Below are 16,072 nucleotides of genomic sequence, written 5' to 3'. Positions count from 1 at the left end.
AGCGAGGCTCCGGGCTTTTTTCGTTCGTGTGCGCGTGACGTCACGCCCTACGGCCAGAGCGAGGGACGTTCGACCTTGCGCGCATTCTCGAGCGTCGACACGAAATATTCCTCGCGCTCGCGCTTGAACTTCTCCTGGGTGGCGCGGAAGGCGGCAACACGGGTGGCGATCTCCTCGCGTTCGCGCGCTTTGCGTTCTTCATCTTCGGTCATATCCATCCCCTCTGTTCGCACCTGTTTCCACTGACCTCGAGCACTGCCGCCGCATCGCGCCGCGAGTCGGATTCGATACATCCATTGGGGCTCCCGAATGGGGCGTCAATGGGGAGGAGGCATTGCAGGATTGTGATATGCGATGGGCGGCAGGAATTGCCGAGTCTGTTTCTCTTCGCTCTTTTCGCCACGGTGGATAAGAGCGTCAATAATCTTGGCGCTTGTGCCATGCAGTGAGCGCAAAACACATCGGGAGCAGCACGTGATAGCATCGGACCTTCGCAGCGGCGTTGAACGGCTCGGCGACATGATCGCCGAAGCCAAGCGAATCGTGCCGTTCACCGGTGCCGGCATCTCGACCGAATGCGGCATCCCGGATTTCCGCTCGCCGGGCGGAATCTGGACGCGCAACCGTCCAATCCCGTTCGAAGAGTTCGTGGCGAGCCAGGAGGCGCGCGACGAATCCTGGCGCCGGCGCTTTGCGATGGAGGAGGTGTTCGCGGCGGCAAAGCCGGGCCGCGGCCATCGCGCACTGGCCTCGCTCTACCGCGCCGGCAAGGTTCCCGCCGTCATCACCCAGAACATCGACAATCTGCACCAAGCCTCGGGGCTGGCTGCCGAGCACGTGATTGAACTTCACGGAAATACTACTTATGCGCGATGTATCGGATGCGGGCAGGCCTATCAACTCGACTGGGTGAAGCGCCGGTTCGATGCGGAGGGCGCCGCGCCCAATTGCACCATGTGCGACGAGCCGGTGAAGACCGCCACGATTTCGTTCGGCCAGATGATGCCCGAGGATGAAATGCAGCGCGCAGCTGCGCTGTCGCAGACCTGCGACCTCTTCATCGCCATCGGTTCCTCGCTGGTGGTGTGGCCGGCAGCGGGCTTTCCGATGATGGCGAAGAACGCCGGCGCACGACTTGTGATCATCAATCGCGAGCCGACCGAGCAGGACGACATCGCCGACCTCGTGATCCATCACGACATCGGCGAAGCGCTTGGGCCCTTTGCCGGCAATTGAGGCATCAATTTGATTCGCGGCTGTGCAAGCTGTTCATAGGTTCCGGCGAATCTCTTTTTTGTCTATGCCTCGCAACCGGGAGTGTTATCTTTTGAGTCGAAAGATTCGCGTCGCGTCGAATTGAGAACATTCTCTTAAGACGCGTGATTCGAGCGCCGCCAAAGTGGCGGGTTGCATGGCAGTGTGGGGTCCGGGGTTATGGGGTCGTCGGACGGATTTGAGTCCAAGAAGGTCGGAGTTCCCGTGGGCGAGCACGGCAGCGGTCGCGACAGCGCGCTCAGCCCCTTCACCGGACTGGGTGAAGGCAGCGCCAACCTCGTCGAGGTTCACGGCGTCATCAAATGGTTCGACGCCTCGAAGGGCTACGGCTTCATCGTGCCCGACAATGGCTGGCCCGACGTGCTGCTGCACGTCACCGTACTCAGGCGCGACGGCTTCCAGACTGCTTACGAGGGCGCCCGCATCGTCGTTGAGTGCGTCCAGCGCGCCAAGGGCTATCAGGCATTCCGCGTGGTCTCGATGGACGAATCCACCGCGATCCATCCGGCGCAGATGCTGCCGCCGCGCACCCACGTCACGGTCACCCCGACCAGCGGCCTGGAGCGGGCCCAGGTCAAATGGTTCAACCGGCTGCGCGGCTTCGGCTTCCTGACCTGCGGCGAGGGCACGCCCGACATCTTCGTGCACATGGAGACACTGCGCCGCTTCGGCATGACTGAGCTGCGCCCCGGCCAATATGTGCTGGTCCGATTCGGGCCCGGCTCCAAGGGCATGATGGCGGCCGAGATCCATCCCGAGACCGGGTCGCCGGGCTTGCAGTCGCACTAGAGCCTGATCGGTTCTGATTGATTCAGAACCGAAGCTCTAGATTCTTGTTTTGACGCGTTTTCTTCACGCGAACCGGTATCCACTTCGCTCGAAAACGCTCTAAAGGCATCAATTCCCGCAATCGTGAGCAGAGGCGTGCCGGCCAGCCAGCGCGCCTCTGGCTTTTCCGGCGACCGTTGCGTAAGGACTGTTCCAGTCCCACGCCCCGAGAGTCCCCATGAATTCTGATCGAAAGGCCGTCTGGTCCGTTGCGAAGGGCTGTCTTGCCGCCATCCTCGTCGTTGCCGGCATGGCGGTCGCAATCGGATCTGTCCGCGCCGCGAGCTTCCAGCCGCTCGAGATCGTCACCAGAAACGGCGTGCAGGTGTTCTCGGTCGAGATGGCGACAACCGAGCAGGAGAAGCAGACCGGCCTGATGTACCGCAAGGAACTGGCCGACGGCAAAGGCATGCTGTTCGACTTCAATCCCGAGCAGGAAGTGTCGATGTGGATGAAGAACACCTACGTCTCGCTCGACATGATCTTCATCCGCGCCGACGGCCGCATCCTGCGCATCGCCGAAAACACCGAGCCGATGTCGACCAAGATCATCTCGTCCCAGGGGCCGGCCCGGGCGGTGCTGGAGGTGGTGGCGGGAACGGCGCAGAAATACGGCATCCGTCCTGGCGACCGGGTCGCCCACCCGCTGTTCGGCAGCAAATAGCCGCCCGGGAACGGCGTCATTGGCGCCTTGCTGGCGCGCCGGGAAGCGTGTATCGACGGGGCTCGCCGGACATTCGGGGTATAGCGCAGCCTGGTAGCGCGGCAGTTTTGGGTACTGCAGGTCGTTGGTTCGAATCCAGCTGCCCCGACCAACTAACCCGCTGAAACTGCGGCGACATTTGTTCTCCTTTTCCATGCTAATTGCGCCCGTGCTAACCCCGGGGAAGCACCGGGGAAGCACGAGCGCGGATTTTGAGCCTGTCGGGCGGCTTTGTCACCGCCCGCCAACGTCGTTTTTCAATGCAGCGTGTTCTCTATTGCTGCTTTGGCTTCCATCATCTGTAGCGCCGTCGGCAGGGTCACGGCCGCATCGATCTCGACCAGGTTGCCAGGCAGGGCGCGGAATTGGCCGGCGCCCTTGCCTTTGAGGGGCGCCAGCATCGCGGCGGCGATCGCCGAGCTCACCTGACAGCGGACCAAAACGTTTCCATCTTCGATCGCTAGGATCAGATCAGTGCTGCGGCGAGCGAGCAGGGCGCCAAGATCAGTCGAGTGGGTCGAGGTGCGGGGGGCGGTTGAGTTGCGCATAGTGTTTTGCCTTTCGAGCAAGATGCGAGTCCAGGGGCGAAATGACCGACACTAGGCGGCCCCGCGCACCTTTGGGCGTGCGCCTTGGACATACGCGCGCGGCCCCTGGACAAGATTTGTGATTGCCGCTCACCGGATTGGCTCTCGGCTAGTGTTTCGGGCTTTCGACCCGCGATCAGGATGAGGCCCGCCGAAAAATCAGCAACGAATATTTTGTCGGGAAAAGTCTAATACGTAAAACCAGACAAGTTAGCGCTTGATCGGTTTGCGCATTCTATCGATTTCAGCGCTTTTGTCGGGTTTCGAAAGCGCGCAACATCAAACAAGAAATGCCCGGGTTGCAGGCGCGTTTGTGAGTCCAAGAATCGAAGAACGTCAACGGCTTAGCGATATGGTAACTGTTCTCGAAGGGGCAGAGGTCCCGCGGCTACGGGCAAGGTCGTTGAAGCAATTGCATGTGATGCCTAAGACCGGGCGGTATCCACCCCCGGCCCGGACCCTGCCCCTTGGGGGAGCCGCCCACTTGGCGTCCGAAGGCCGCAAAGCCGCTTCGCTAATTTTTTGATTCCGAAAAGTTCGAGACCGCGCTCACTGAGGATCATCGGCGATGTCGGCTAAGATTCCGCTTCGTTCGATAGGATCGATCACTTGCTTGTTGAGGACCTCTACGGCGCACCTCTTGAGAACCTTCTTCACCAGCTTGTACTTTTCTAAGTAGAACTTGAGCCCGCGAGCTGTCTTCGTGTTTTTCGGATCACGTTCGTACGTTACGTTTTTGGTTGCAGCAGCGATATCCTGTTTTAGGCTCTTGAGGCCGCTTTCGAAGGATTCATCTCTGCACTTCTTAGCGTAATCTTCCGGGTCAAGGTCGGTGATTTCTCGCGGCGGATCTTGAGGGTCGTCGGCTGCCTGGGAAGGCCCGTTATCGGAAGACGACTTCGCTTCCAATCGAGTTGGGCTCTTCTCGGCTTCTTTGACTACCGGCTCTTTCACTACCGATTCTTTGATGCGCGAAGGGTCGATCTTCGCATGCTCCATGCTGAGCGAAGCGTTCTCGAGCGCCTTCTTGAACTCGGATGAAATATCGGCGATCGCATCCAGTGCGCGCTTCGATCCGGCCACTGTGCTGGAGGTAACTTGCGCTTGTTTGGCTGGTTGAGCGGTTGGAGCGGGAGCCGTTGCAGCGGCTTTTGGTGGTGCGTCGTCGCACTTCATCGGCTTTAGCTCGACGCCATCTATCTTGCCGCTCACGCCGCTACAATCTTTCGTCGGCCTAACCGGTTTTCCATTTTGGTTGCCAACTAGTGTCGCGTCCTTCGAACCGGTCTCCGCCGGCTTGGCGGGCGCCGCGGGCGCTCGACCGATTCGCACGGCCCGTGCGATGCCACCGTTGGCCGTAATCGAGCCGTCCGGCTGTAGCGTGTACACCCACGAGCCCAGGCTGGTCGTGTAGGTCATGTTGTTTCCTGAGCAAGTCCAGGTGCCTTCGGCCTGGCACGCCGCGTGCTCACTACAGATCGCTCGCCCGTCGGCAGTGAGCGTGCCCTTATTTCCTCCGGAATGCCGCCATTCGCCGATAAACTTAGAAGCACAGCTTGCTGGCGGAGCGGCAAACGCGGGCGTCACAAAAACAGCTGCCGCGAAGGGCAGGCTCACCAAATATCGCACTGAAATCCCCCAAGACCAAAAACCACCAGACGTTATCGGCAGTCACACGTCCATTCAAGGACCTCGACAGTCGTACGAGCAAGCAACACCGCGGGGGGTGCTTACGGTCCACATTCTTGCCTGGGCACGTTCAATGAGTGAGGCTGAGCCCGAAGTGATTCAATGTGAGCTGGTGTAGTTGCGCTCAGACCCGGACGTTCGCTTCGAGGAGCTCTGCGAGCGCAGGGCGTCCCCGGCCAACGGCTGCTGTCCTCTCAGGGCAGAAGCCCGTCCCGCTAAAGCACCTCTGCGCGAACTTGGGCGATGCCACGATCGGTAATCCCTAAGCTGCGAGCGGCGCCAAGTGAGAGGTCGATCACGCGACCGCGAACCCATGGTCCGCGATCGGTGATACGAACGACCACCGATTTGCTGCTCATAATTTCGGTGACGCGTACGTGCGTACCGAACGGCAGGTTGCGATGAGCAGCAGTTAGCGAATCCCGATCGAACGTTGCGCCACTCGCCGTCTTCCGTTTCGTATATGAATAGTAGGAAGCTTTCCCAGAGAACACTCGGTTGAAAGATTGAGTAGCTGGATGATCTCCCGAGCTCCGCGTTGGATCCTCTTCGATAGCAGGTTGCGTCTGTGGACTCTGAACTGTCTGCTCCGGTGCTGCGGGAGTGGGCTCGGCGTGTGCCTTTGGAATGACAGACCATCTATCGTTGAAGTCCTGTGCTGCAGCAGAGTCTACTGTCCATATCCACGCCGGGACTGTTGCGATCGCAACTATTCTACAAATAAGACGCACGGTCGGCCTCAATACATCGTTGGGCGGAGGGACAATGCGATCTTTTGAGGCGTGTTCCTGAACACGATTCCATGTGGCGGCAAACGGTGAATGCATACCGATGTTGCCGATTTTGGAAGCGAGAGGCGTTAGGCGCAACGCAGCAAAGTGGCGGGCTCGGTGCCGCGCATCAAGCCGCACCTTCGCAGTGCTAAAACCGCATAAGAGTAGGGCTGCCCTCCCTGCAAGCTTAAGCGTCTAACGGCACTTGGGAAATTCAAATCAGACCAACGATGTGCAAACCAGCGACCAACGCACGGGCGCCCAAATCAGTAAACGACCTGGCAGAAGTATCGCCGTAACTTTCCGCTTACTACTCCAGAGTCATAATTCATCCCACGGACGTCTACGCCGCTTCGCCGACGGCACCCACCGCGCAATCCCGCGCACTTCCTCTCACCCCGTCGGCGATAGATGTCATATCCCACCAAATACACGCGCCAATACGATTACGTCAGCTACCAGAACGCCAACCCGGCGCGGCCGCTACCCGCCAATCAGGTGCATGCCGATCTCAACGCGGTGGCGAGCTCGACCAGCGAGATCGTCGATTTCCTGAAGACCAGCTTGCGCTCAGACGGCGCGATCATGAACGGCGTCGTTAGCTTCGACCAGCTCTCCACGAGTGTAAAAGCCAGCATAGGCGACACGACTTCGGCGGATGAGATTCTAGCAGCACGCGACGATGCAGTGGCAGCAGCTTCTGCCGGGGCGACGAGCGAAACACACGCGGCAGCTTCCGCCACCGCGGCGGCAACATCCGCATCTGGCGCTGCGACTTCGGCAACGAATGCCGCGACCAGCGCCACCGCGGCAGCGACCTCCGCGTCGAACGCGAGTTCGAGCGCGACCAACGCCGCGACCTCGGCTTCGCAAGCACAGTCGTACAGCGGCATCCCGCAGAGCATCAAGTCGGCCGCATACACCACGGTATTGGCCGACGCGCAGACGCAGATTCTGCATCCCGCTTCGGACAACAATGCGCGGACCTTCACGATCGACAGCAACGCCAACGTAGCTTACCCGATCGGCTCGGCCATCACGTTCATCAACGAGATCAACACCGTCACGATTGCGATCAATTCGGACACTATGGTCCAGGCCGGCACCGGGTCCACCGGAAGCCGCACCTTGGCTGCGAACGGCATGGCTACCGCGATCAAGATCACCTCCACGAAGTGGATGATCTACGGATCAGGGCTGTCATGACCGCCTTGACGCAGTTGATCGGAGGTGAGGGGCGCGCGCAACGGGCCGTCTCGCCGTCCGCGGTCGATACGTCCTTCACGCTGGCCACCGGCGGCGCGGCGCAAGCGCAACTCTACGACGGCAACGATGCGACGCCGGCGGCGGATCCCGGGGGGCTTACTGCGTCGACCCATGCTGCGTACGATTTTGGCGCAGCGAAGAGCATCGCTCGAATGCGGGCCATCACGGCGTCGGCGAACGGCTTTGGCGCCAGCATTGTGTTCGCTATCCAATACAGCGACACGGGCCTGGCGTCCGGGTTCACGACGGCCAACACGATCACGGTGAACGCTGGAACGGCGCAACTGAGCGATAAGCAGATCGGCGACTTCGGCGCACATCGCTACTGGCGCATCATTTATCAGTCCGGCACGACGGGTGGAAACGCCTGGCTCGGCGAACTCACGTTCTACGAGCGCTACTGATGACCGTCGTCACCCCATCATCAAGGCTCAACTAGCATGCCTCAACTCATCGAGTTCGAAGGCGAACGCCACCAATTTCCCGACGACTTCACGCAGGCCGACATTCAACGTGCTTTGAGAAGCTATTCTCGGCCGGTGAAGCGCGTGCAAGGACCCGACGGAGCGCTCGTCGAGTTTCCGGCGGGCACAACTGACGAGCAGATGACCGCGGCGCTCCAAAAGCACTCTGGCGAGCCGGGACAGCCCGCGGTCCCTCCGCTTCCCCCCGGATTTAAGCTGGATACGCCCGCCGCGTCGCCGGAGATGCCGCCGCTTCCGCTCGGGTTCTCGCTTGACGTTCCGGCCGCACCACGGGCTGCCGCAGCGCCCGTCGCGCCGGCCGGCTTGGGCGCGCAGAACGCCGCGCAGCAAGGCCGTCTCTACGTCACCCCCGAAGCGCCGAAGCCGATCGAGCGCCCTGTTTCGGTCCTGCCGAGCAGCGTCGGCGGCGCTGTGCGCGACTTCCAGGTCGGCGCGCAGGGCGTCGGCAAGGGGCTCACCGACATCGTCACCGGCCCGTTCGACCTCGTGGCCGGCGCGCAGAATGCGGCTGTCGGCGGCATCAATAAGCTGTTCGGCACGAACATCCCGATGGCCACGCCGGCGTCCAAGCTGGTTGAGAAGGCCGTCGACGCTACCGGCATCCCGGTCATCGACCCAGCCACGATGTCGCGCAGCGAGAAGCTCGCCTACGACGTCAACCGGTTCGGCACCCAGGCGATCGGCACCGGTGCCATGCTGGCGCAGCGCGCGCCGAGTGTCGCGACCGCGGCAACCCGGTCTGAGACCGTCCCGGAGCGGGTTCTGGATCACATGGCACGGCCATACACGGAGGCCCCCGCCCGTACGCTGGTTGGCGATACGATCGGTGGAGCGGGCGCCGGCGTCGCAGTCAATGCGGCGGACAACTACGTTCCTGACGACGCAAGCGTCTTCGGCCACTACGTCGGTCACGGCCTTAAGGATGTCACCAACCTGGTCGCCCCGCTGGTCGGTGCTTCCGGCGCCAACACGTTGCAGGCAGGCGTCGAAGGCCTCGGCGGTATGATCCGTAACCTTGCATCCAAGACATTTGCATCCGCGCCGGCGCCGATCCCGCTCAATCCGACCACTAAGGCGCCATACAGCAACGCCGACGTAGACCGAGCCGCGGCAAGGTTTCAGTCAACTGCGACAGGCTCTCCACGAGCCTTGGCCCAAGACATCCGCGAAAACGCAGCGGCGCTTACGCACCCTGAGGAACGCGGATTGGCGCTGCAGGCATCTGCGATGCCGACCTCGGGATTGCTCTCGCGCGATCCCGGCCTGATTGCTGCCGAGCAGGGCGCTCGTCTCAAATCATCGCCCGACTTCGTGAAGCGGGATCAAAACGTCAAGGCTGCCGCCGCCGAGCGCGTCGAGGCAATGCGCGACCCAGAGGCCGACTTGGGTTCAGTAATGCGTCGAGCCGCGGAAGCTCGCGCCGAGCGCATGAACTCCGCAGAAAGCAACGTGATGCAGCGAGAGGATGCGGTTCGATCAATCGACCAGATTCGCCAAGATCAGGCGCTTCCGCTAGGCGCCGTGGCCAACAGCGAAGCAAGAGCGAGCGCTTCTCGCAGGTTCGACCAGGCGCTGGTCGATCGGACCTACATTCCCGCTCGAGCTGAAAAGAATCGACAGTTCGACACCGCTCCGGGCCGCAATGACGAGCTACCGGCGAATGAAGTCTTTAGTGCAATCGACCGAATCAGGGCTGGCGCAAACAATCTAGCGCCCGGGACCCTTCCCGAAGACTTCATGAGGCGGCTAAACGCCTTGCGTCCTCGGATGGTCGAACACCCGCCGGAGAGCGGCCAAATGGTCAACGTCGGCGGCCCTGGCACGGCGCTCGGCGGCGACTTGGCCGACCTCCGCAAGTTCATCGGGCCGGCTCAGCAGCGCGCGCAGCAAGCCGGCAACTTTGACCTGGCCGATAACCTCGGCCGGCTCCGCGCTGCGATCAATCGAGCGATCGAGGACGCACCGGGCTACTCTGAAGCCAATGCCAACTACCGGCAGTTCGCGGAGCGCTTCCGACCAGAGCGAAATGATGTGATGGCTAAGTTCACGCGAGATATCGACCGCGGCGGCCAAAATGCCGACGGCGACCTCAACCGCGGCGCGACGCCGCCTAGCGAGACCGCCGGCAGGTTCCTGGCGTCGCCCGAGGCTGCCGCGACGCTGCCGAGGGTCTTGCAAGGCTCGCCGGCGATGTCGGCTGCTGAAAGCGCTTTACGCGATCACTACCGCTCCAGCTTTGCCATGGCAGCTCTGAACGCCGACGGGACAATCAACCCGATCCGTGCGAGCTCGTGGGCGAATAGCCACGCGGACATCTTGGCTCAATTCCCCGCCATCCGCCGCGAATTCGATGATCTTGCGGCTCAAGCTCGCCGAGGAGAGCAATTGTCGGCTCAGGCTAGGGTTGACCTTGAAGCGGCGCGCTCTGTTCGTAAGGCTACTGAAGCGGAGGTGGACCGATCGATCATCGGTACTCTGATCCGCGAAGATCCACGGGATGCGGCCTCGAAAATCCTCGGTGGCGGTTACGACGCAGAGCGCAGGCTCACCGAGATCAATGCCCTAGTTCGAAATGATGCGCAGGCGATGCGAGGCTGGAAAGCCGCGGTGTCGGAAGTCTTGGCAGACAAGGTGCAAGGCACGCGGCAAGTTGGTGAGACGCTCGAGGTTCAATTCGCCCGGCTTGCCAAGGAATTCAAGGACAACGAGGCGCTGCTTGCAAAGACCTTCAGTCCAGAAGAAATGAACAACCTGCGGCAAGCGCACAAGATACTCTCCTATTTCAAGGAGGCAGAAAAACGAGCAACAGTCGGCAGCGATACCGCCGAGAAGCTCAACATCCCAGGGTGGGCCCAGCTCGCCGTTCGCCACTTCAAGGGAGATCTCGCCGGTGGCGGTTTGATCAAGCGGTTCAAGCTGCTCCTCGAGATGCTGCCGTCCAACAAGCAGAGCGCTGATGAAATCATCCACATGGCTTGGTTTGATCCGAATGTAGCCGCGTATCTCCTGGAGCGGCCGGTGAAGAATCCGAACGTTCCTCAGTACAATATCGACTTGCGGCGGCTCATCGCGGCCGCGAACGCTTCGCGCGATAATTAAAAAGGAGGGGGATGGATGCCTTCAATTGCCGCATACGATCTGTCCGAACAGCAGCGGACACTAGTTCGGCTCATCGTCAACGAGGGCAGGCGGCCTGAGGAAGCCGCAGAGCTCGCTGGATATCACCCGAAATCGGTCTACAAGACGATGCGATTACCGGCGGTCGCGGCCGCAATTTCGGAATCCATCCAGCTCGATCTCGCAGTGGTTGGCGCGCCACTAGCTTATCGGGTGGCGAAGTCACTGCTCCAGGACGCAAGCGTGAGTGCACGTGTCCGAGCCGACCTTTCGATCAAGGTATTGGATCGGGCAGGGCACATTGCACCCACTCGCAAGGAGACGTCGTCTTCGCAGAAATCGCTCTCGGAGATGTCACGTGACGAACTTGCTGCCTTCATCGCGGGCAACCAAGCCGAGATCGACAAGATCGAGGCCGAGCTGGCCTCGCGCGCAAAGGACGTGTCGTATCTGGGCTAGATGGGTCGCCTTAGGCTGGGCTGGCTTCATTTCGCGGTATGCATCTTTTGAATTGAGAGTCGTTGCCGGATTGGGCCTTGGGATGCGGTGGTGTCGCCGAAGCCGCTCCGTCATCTCGACAGTGTGAGAGCAAAGCGCATGACAGCCGCCATCGCTTGCGAGCGGCGCTTCTACGAGTCTGCCTCTGCACTTTCCCGTGCGGCTGTAGTGCAGCTAGGGCTTTTTCTTCAAACTATGCCTTGTCCTCATACGCGCAGACATCCGCTTTTGATGACGCTGCCCGCTTAAAGTAGCGCGTCGTCAGGTCGATTGAAGGCGTGCTGACGGTCGGCCTCTAGACACTAGGCTTAGGCATTCGGAGTGTGACGCGGCAACCCTGATCCAGATTTTCGTAATCGATCGTGCCGCGGAGTTGCTGTGATAGCAGAGATAGAACCCGCGATCCAACGCCTTCCGGCTGCTGCGTTCGGATGCCGACGCCGTTGTCACTCACGGTAAGGACCACTTCGCTGTCGGCATGAAGGTCGACGTGGATATGACCCGGCCGCCCGTCCGGGAAGGCATACTTTAGGCTGTTCGTAACAAGCTCATTGACGATGATCGCGATTGGGACGGCCTGCTCGCTGTGAATATACAGCTCATCCGCCCGAGCCGTGATCGCCACAGGGCTTGTCCCAGTGATTGACGCGGAAAGATGCTGGCATATTTCTGTGAGATACTGCTTGGCATCGACAACCTTCCGCTCGGCCCTGATCGTGAGGTGATCGTAGACCTGTGACATCACCTGGATACGTGAGGCCATGTCGCCGAGCGCGTCGGCCGCGCTCACGCCAGCCTGCTTGGCCTGCAATCGCATCATCGCGGATAACATAGCTAAATTGTTCTTCGTGCGATGCGCCAACTCCATGAGAAGAACCGTTTTCGCTTTCTCGGCGGCAACCATCCTCTCCAGTTCGTTACGAAATCCCTCTGCAACTACGCCGATACCGAGACCGGTCGCAACGAACAATCCCAAAGGTAGAAGATGGGCAGTCCACGGTGCAGCGGGCGCGGCGTACACCGCATATAACGTGGCGAGTGCGGTCCCCAAAAATGTGCTACCGCGATCGAACAGAAGGCTACATAGAAAGATCCCGGGAAGAAGGAAGAACAATCCGCCGAAGCCGCTTTGCGATTGCAGACCCATTTGCACAAGAATGAAGAACGCCATGATGAGGGCGCTCGTCCCAAACCGGATATAGGCAGGCTGCGGATGAGCAGGGAGGAAATAGAGTAGGCGTTCCATTCAGTCGAAACCGTCAGGCTGCACTTTGAGTTCCCGAAGCTCTCGGCCAATGTCCCATTTCTGTAGGCCGCCTTGCTCCGGCGGTGGCCGGCTGTAGGTGCGCTGCACAGGAATTTCGTCAAAGATGGAGCCCTCCTTCGTCTGCTCCTGGGCCCTTAGCCGAAGAAGGCGAAGGCCATTGCGGTGTCGGCTGTCGGGGTACAGCGGCACGACAGCGGGCCCGCCGGCTCGCGCTGGCGGGCCACCCCGGTGTACTGGCCTAGAAGGCGCGTCCACGTCGGCGGATGCGCGTTTATTCGAGAACCTCATATTCGAACGCTACGCCCTCAGGGTCGTTTTCCTCGAACCATTTCTCTGCGGCATCCTGCGTAGCGAACACCTTAATGTGGTCCTTATCGCCAGCCTGCTTGCCGGTGTTGACGTATACGAAGACTGTCATAGCTCGCGCTCCATCGCGGGATGGCTCCGGTTCTTCACCTTGATCCAGAACTTTTGCCGGCCGCCGCGGTATGGCCGATCGCGATGCTTCGAGACCAAGCCCTCAAGTCCCATCCGGCAAGCCGCCCGAAATAGGTCGGGCCCGATCTCGCCGCGCTCGAACGGTGCCACGCTGATCCCGTCCGGCCAGCGCGCCAAGAGCTGCTGCAGGTTTGCTTTGCGCAGGTGAAGGGGCAGGGACCGCAAATCATCGCCGCCCATGACGAGGATGTCGAAGGCGTAAAGCTGCACCTCATGATCGTAGAGCCGGCTGTGCAGCGCGTTGAAGTCGCTGATGCCGTCCACCCCAAGGATCACAGCCTCGCCGTCAATCACAAAGCGCTTCTGCCGGTTCTTCAGCGCGGCCTCAGCAATCCAGGGACAGCGCTTCGTCCAGTCGGTGCCGTTGCGAGAGAGCAGGCGCACGCGCTCGTTCTCCCGGATGACGAGCATCCGGTAGCCATCATGCTTTACTTCGTGAATCCAGTCCGGTCCTGAGGGGACCTGCTTGCCCGCAGTCGCCAAGCAGAGCTCGTACGCCATAGGCATGGAGCGCAGATAGGCACTCGCCCGCGAATTTACGAATCCGAATCGATAGCGCAAGTTCCTAACCGGAACAGTGCTAAAGCGAACAGAGGACTGCGGTGATCTGCTGATAGGCTCGTTCTCGCCTGGCCTTGCTGGCGTAAGGACCAGGCAACCTACCTCCAGCGTCCCGGCCTCACGACCCCCTCTCTAGCCTAGGGCCGGGGCCGTCTTGGGGTTATTAAAATTCGGGAAGGAGGCCACCGACTGAGGCGGCCTTACAATTGCGAAACCAAGAGGGTGACACACGCGATCAGCGTTGCCGTACTGAGGGTAACCACGACAAGGGCTTGTTCACTGTGGGCCTTGAGTTCGTCGTCATCCATTGTGCCCAACGCTAGTACCGCCCTGTGGTTTCAGTCGGAGCCGAACGTTTCGCGAACTGAGATAGATCAACGGACTAAACCCGACAGAACACTTGGCGAACGCGAATGTGCGCCAGAACACACACGTCCTGCACCGCGGAACCGAATTGACTCGACGCCGTCCCATAAAGCGAATTCACTTGTTCCACCCATCAGGACTGCCGGTTGCACTCCAACACAGGAGGAGCCGTAGCATGATCAGAGAACCCCACTTCGATTCGTATTCGATCCCGGCACGCGTCTGTTTTGCCATTGCTGTGTTTGGTGGCGCACTGCTGATCGCCGTAGCGGTTACGAGCGTCTACTTCATAAAATAACGCCCTGGAACCCGTGATACGGCACGTGACGTCGGGCACCCATGCCTAGAGTGATCGCCATAACGCTCTGGTCCCTAGCCGCCGCCTGCGTGGTGGCGTTCACAGTGGCCGCGCTCGTATCCCCGCATTAGCAGTAAGGTCGCCTCAGCTGCCGCCCGCTTGGTACTGCCAGAATCTAAGCCTCAGTATCCTAAGTTGAATTTGGAAGTGTCCGAATTTCCAGCAGGAACGAATGTTCTCTTTGGCACTTAAGGGGCTGATAGCCGAACGACGGTGCAGCCGTTGCTGAGGCTATGGCCCCGGCCTCCTAGGCACACCGGGCTCACTTTTTGAGGTCGCCTCAAATCGTGGCCTCGGCCTTCAAGAGCCGGACGTAAGTTCCGCTCTCGTGCAGCTCGAGCCAGCCGCGCTCCACCGCCATCTTGATGCCGGCGTCGAACTCCTCGCCGCTGGCCGTGAGCGCGTAGAGGAACGGCGCGTTGATCTTCTCGATATGGATGCGGCCGTCTTGCACGGGCTCGATGCCCGAGGCGAGCTCGACTAGCTTGCGGGCGGCGGCTTCAGGGTTGGCGAAGGGACGTTCGGCGGTGAGCTTCATGGACCAGCCTTAGCGCGATTCTGGCTTCAAAGATGCTCATCATCTGTTCGCTGCGCATGGCGCCCCCTGCGGGCCTTCATCGGGGAAATCGACGGCAGCGCTAACGGGCGTTCGACATCGCAAATTGCGGCGGCTTGCCGCTGTCGAAATCCGGCCTGACCTCAGCTCCACGATTGCCGCATGCGACGCACACGAAGCGCGGCTCGAAATCAGACAAGCGAACATCGTCTGGCCAGCGATCGGCGCTCAGCGCAACGTGATGACCACAATGGCAGTAGACCAAGACGCCGCGCAGCCCCATCTCGCGCATCTGGCCAAAGGTGATCTTCACGGGTCGGCCGTCAACGTGGGCAGGCATATGGCGTCGAGCAGAACGAGGCATGCCGACATCAAAGCGGCATAATAAGTACCTCGCAAATTATCAATCCGTTGGGCCGCGGAACGCGTGCGAGCTACTGCCGCTCGTGGGTGTGGAAAAGGCGATTGCAGAGCGCTCGAAGTCGACAGGGGCTGGCGGCACATCGCCGCCGGCTGAGGCGGTGAACGATAAGGACGCGGGGCTATGGTCCCGGCTCGCTCAGTCTGGGATTTGGGCTCGGACAACAAGCGTTGGCGCAAATGGCTTGCCAGCTAATCGAGAGCGGCCGTTTTTTGGGTCATAACTTCGTCGGCCACGTGATGACACGTTGTTACGACAAATGCCGCTTTGCTGCATTGCCATTCATTACCGAGGGCAGCACTTGAGACTGGCTCGTAAGCCGCCAATCCTAACAGAGCGGCCGCGCCGATCAGCAAATTTGCGATTACGAGCTTGCGTGCTTTGCGGGTCCACGTTGGGCTGATCATAGAGGTAGTTCCCCTTCTGGGACATGCGCCCGAAGAGGGAAGGCTGGGCCTCGTTTGTTTCAGGCCGACTTCGCAGCCCAGGGAAAATGGTTTCATGGCGATGATATGGAGGATCGATTCGGAGGCATCTCGGTTAGGCCAGCATGGACATCCAGGCGATTATGCGGGCGGTATTGGTCGGCCTCCCGGTCCTACTTGCCTCTGCTTGCGTGAGTTCTGATCGGGTCACTTCCGGTTCGACAGTTCGAACGGGGGCACCATGGGCGCGAGACCTCAATGAACCGCCCCCTAGTCGACAGCCGGCTGATGCAGCAATCTCAGGCATAAAAGCAGACCTGAATGCTGCGCGCGAGAGAGCTTCCCGTTAGAGCCATCTACGGCTCGCACTCACAAGGCCCGCCGGTTCACGCTGGTAGA

16 protein-coding genes and 1 tRNA gene are annotated in these 16,072 nt (G+C 60.6%); 8 read left to right on the top strand and 9 right to left on the bottom strand.

The window, feature by feature from the left end; all coding sequences use genetic code 11:
* Positions 1-47 precede the first annotated feature (47 nt).
* Positions 48-212, bottom strand: a complete 165-nt coding sequence (locus XH85_RS45345) for a hypothetical protein (protein ID WP_164935006.1) — start codon at positions 210-212, stop codon at positions 48-50.
* Positions 213-474: 262 nt separating this feature from the next.
* Between XH85_RS45345 and XH85_RS25675 the strand changes: the two genes are divergently transcribed.
* The 4 genes from XH85_RS25675 to XH85_RS25655 all read left to right on the top strand — a co-directional run bounded on the left by XH85_RS25675 (position 475) and on the right by XH85_RS25655 (position 2,918).
* Positions 475-1,236, top strand: coding sequence for an SIR2 family NAD-dependent protein deacylase (locus XH85_RS25675; RefSeq protein ID WP_164940842.1), 762 nt, complete (start codon positions 475-477; stop codon positions 1,234-1,236).
* Between the two features lie 198 nt (positions 1,237-1,434).
* Positions 1,435-2,064 (top strand): cold-shock protein, encoded by a 630-nt coding sequence (locus tag XH85_RS25670; RefSeq protein ID WP_164935008.1) that lies wholly within the window; start codon positions 1,435-1,437, stop codon positions 2,062-2,064.
* Between the two features lie 217 nt (positions 2,065-2,281).
* Positions 2,282-2,767: a DUF192 domain-containing protein gene (locus XH85_RS25660; protein WP_128934024.1), complete on the top strand. Its 486-nt coding sequence runs from the start codon at positions 2,282-2,284 to the stop codon at positions 2,765-2,767.
* A gap of 74 nt (positions 2,768-2,841) precedes the next feature.
* Positions 2,842-2,918, top strand: a tRNA-Pro gene (locus XH85_RS25655).
* A gap of 145 nt (positions 2,919-3,063) precedes the next feature.
* Here XH85_RS25655 and XH85_RS25650 read toward each other — a convergent pair.
* The 3 genes from XH85_RS25650 to XH85_RS25640 all read right to left on the bottom strand — a co-directional run bounded on the left by XH85_RS25650 (position 3,064) and on the right by XH85_RS25640 (position 5,909).
* Positions 3,064-3,375, bottom strand: a complete 312-nt coding sequence (locus XH85_RS25650) for a hypothetical protein (protein ID WP_128934023.1) — start codon at positions 3,373-3,375, stop codon at positions 3,064-3,066.
* A 567-nt stretch (positions 3,376-3,942) separates the two neighbouring features.
* The gene (locus XH85_RS25645; RefSeq protein WP_128934022.1) at positions 3,943-4,812 is read right to left on the bottom strand and encodes a hypothetical protein; all 870 of its coding nucleotides are present in this window, start codon (positions 4,810-4,812) and stop codon (positions 3,943-3,945) included.
* A 485-nt stretch (positions 4,813-5,297) separates the two neighbouring features.
* A complete protein-coding gene (locus tag XH85_RS25640; protein WP_128934021.1) occupies positions 5,298-5,909 on the bottom strand; it encodes a septal ring lytic transglycosylase RlpA family protein in 612 nt (203 codons plus the stop codon).
* Between the two features lie 357 nt (positions 5,910-6,266).
* Here XH85_RS25640 and XH85_RS25635 point away from each other — a divergent pair, with 357 nt between their 5' ends.
* From XH85_RS25635 to XH85_RS25620, 4 genes are read left to right on the top strand one after another with little or no spacing between them, the layout of a single operon-like run.
* The gene (locus tag XH85_RS25635; RefSeq protein WP_128934020.1) at positions 6,267-7,061 is read left to right on the top strand and encodes a hypothetical protein; all 795 of its coding nucleotides are present in this window, start codon (positions 6,267-6,269) and stop codon (positions 7,059-7,061) included.
* Positions 7,058-7,525, top strand: a complete 468-nt coding sequence (locus XH85_RS25630; RefSeq protein WP_128934019.1) for a hypothetical protein — start codon at positions 7,058-7,060, stop codon at positions 7,523-7,525. The genes XH85_RS25635 and XH85_RS25630 overlap by 4 nt, the downstream gene beginning before the upstream one ends.
* A 36-nt stretch (positions 7,526-7,561) precedes the next feature.
* Positions 7,562-10,705, top strand: coding sequence for a hypothetical protein (locus XH85_RS25625; protein ID WP_128934018.1), 3,144 nt, complete (start codon positions 7,562-7,564; stop codon positions 10,703-10,705).
* 15 nt (positions 10,706-10,720) lie between these two features.
* Positions 10,721-11,182: a DUF1192 family protein gene (locus XH85_RS25620; protein WP_128934017.1), complete on the top strand. Its 462-nt coding sequence runs from the start codon at positions 10,721-10,723 to the stop codon at positions 11,180-11,182.
* Between the two features lie 334 nt (positions 11,183-11,516).
* Here XH85_RS25620 and XH85_RS25615 read toward each other — a convergent pair whose 3' ends face one another.
* From XH85_RS25615 to XH85_RS25600, 5 genes are all read right to left on the bottom strand, one after another.
* A complete protein-coding gene (locus tag XH85_RS25615) occupies positions 11,517-12,392 on the bottom strand; it encodes a sensor histidine kinase (RefSeq protein ID WP_164940841.1) in 876 nt (291 codons plus the stop codon).
* 367 nt (positions 12,393-12,759) lie between these two features.
* On the bottom strand, positions 12,760-12,906 hold the full coding sequence (locus tag XH85_RS45340; protein ID WP_164940840.1) for a hypothetical protein: 147 nt from the start codon (positions 12,904-12,906) through the stop codon (positions 12,760-12,762).
* Entirely contained in the window at positions 12,903-13,493 is a 591-nt protein-coding gene (locus XH85_RS25610) for an ATP-dependent DNA ligase (protein ID WP_245473796.1), read from the bottom strand. Before XH85_RS25610 ends, XH85_RS45340 begins: the two co-directional genes overlap by 4 nt.
* Positions 13,494-14,551: 1,058 nt before the next feature.
* Positions 14,552-14,809, bottom strand: a complete 258-nt coding sequence (locus XH85_RS25605) for a hypothetical protein (protein WP_128934015.1) — start codon at positions 14,807-14,809, stop codon at positions 14,552-14,554.
* Positions 14,810-14,909: 100 nt separating this feature from the next.
* Entirely contained in the window at positions 14,910-15,191 is a 282-nt protein-coding gene (locus XH85_RS25600) for a hypothetical protein (RefSeq protein WP_128934014.1), read from the bottom strand.
* Positions 15,192-16,072 lie beyond the last annotated feature (881 nt).

This window comes from Bradyrhizobium zhanjiangense (genome assembly GCF_004114935.1).
Lineage (GTDB): Bacteria > Pseudomonadota > Alphaproteobacteria > Rhizobiales > Xanthobacteraceae > Bradyrhizobium > Bradyrhizobium zhanjiangense.
Note: the sequence above shows the minus strand (reverse complement) of the source record. Positions and strands in the feature narration are given on the sequence as shown.

What these genes read in the sequence shown, in the direction of transcription:
- XH85_RS45345 (WP_164935006.1), bottom strand. Translation starts at nt 212, where the DNA reads ATGACCGAAGATGAAGAACGCAAAGCGCGCGAACGCGAGGAGATCGCC.
- XH85_RS25670 (WP_164935008.1), top strand. Translation starts at nt 1,435, where the DNA reads ATGGGGTCGTCGGACGGATTTGAGTCCAAGAAGGTCGGAGTTCCCGTG.
- XH85_RS25660 (WP_128934024.1), top strand. Translation starts at nt 2,282, where the DNA reads ATGAATTCTGATCGAAAGGCCGTCTGGTCCGTTGCGAAGGGCTGTCTT.
- XH85_RS25645 (WP_128934022.1), bottom strand. Translation starts at nt 4,812, where the DNA reads ATGACCTACACGACCAGCCTGGGCTCGTGGGTGTACACGCTACAGCCG.
- XH85_RS25640 (WP_128934021.1), bottom strand. Translation starts at nt 5,909, where the DNA reads ATGCATTCACCGTTTGCCGCCACATGGAATCGTGTTCAGGAACACGCC.
- XH85_RS25635 (WP_128934020.1), top strand. Translation starts at nt 6,267, where the DNA reads ATGTCATATCCCACCAAATACACGCGCCAATACGATTACGTCAGCTAC.
- XH85_RS25630 (WP_128934019.1), top strand. Translation starts at nt 7,058, where the DNA reads ATGACCGCCTTGACGCAGTTGATCGGAGGTGAGGGGCGCGCGCAACGG.
- XH85_RS25625 (WP_128934018.1), top strand. Translation starts at nt 7,562, where the DNA reads ATGCCTCAACTCATCGAGTTCGAAGGCGAACGCCACCAATTTCCCGAC.
- XH85_RS25620 (WP_128934017.1), top strand. Translation starts at nt 10,721, where the DNA reads ATGCCTTCAATTGCCGCATACGATCTGTCCGAACAGCAGCGGACACTA.
- XH85_RS25615 (WP_164940841.1), bottom strand. Translation starts at nt 12,392, where the DNA reads ATGGCGTTCTTCATTCTTGTGCAAATGGGTCTGCAATCGCAAAGCGGC.
- XH85_RS45340 (WP_164940840.1), bottom strand. Translation starts at nt 12,906, where the DNA reads ATGACAGTCTTCGTATACGTCAACACCGGCAAGCAGGCTGGCGATAAG.
- XH85_RS25610 (WP_245473796.1), bottom strand. Translation starts at nt 13,493, where the DNA reads ATGCCTATGGCGTACGAGCTCTGCTTGGCGACTGCGGGCAAGCAGGTC.
- XH85_RS25605 (WP_128934015.1), bottom strand. Translation starts at nt 14,809, where the DNA reads ATGAAGCTCACCGCCGAACGTCCCTTCGCCAACCCTGAAGCCGCCGCC.
- XH85_RS25600 (WP_128934014.1), bottom strand. Translation starts at nt 15,191, where the DNA reads ATGCCTCGTTCTGCTCGACGCCATATGCCTGCCCACGTTGACGGCCGA.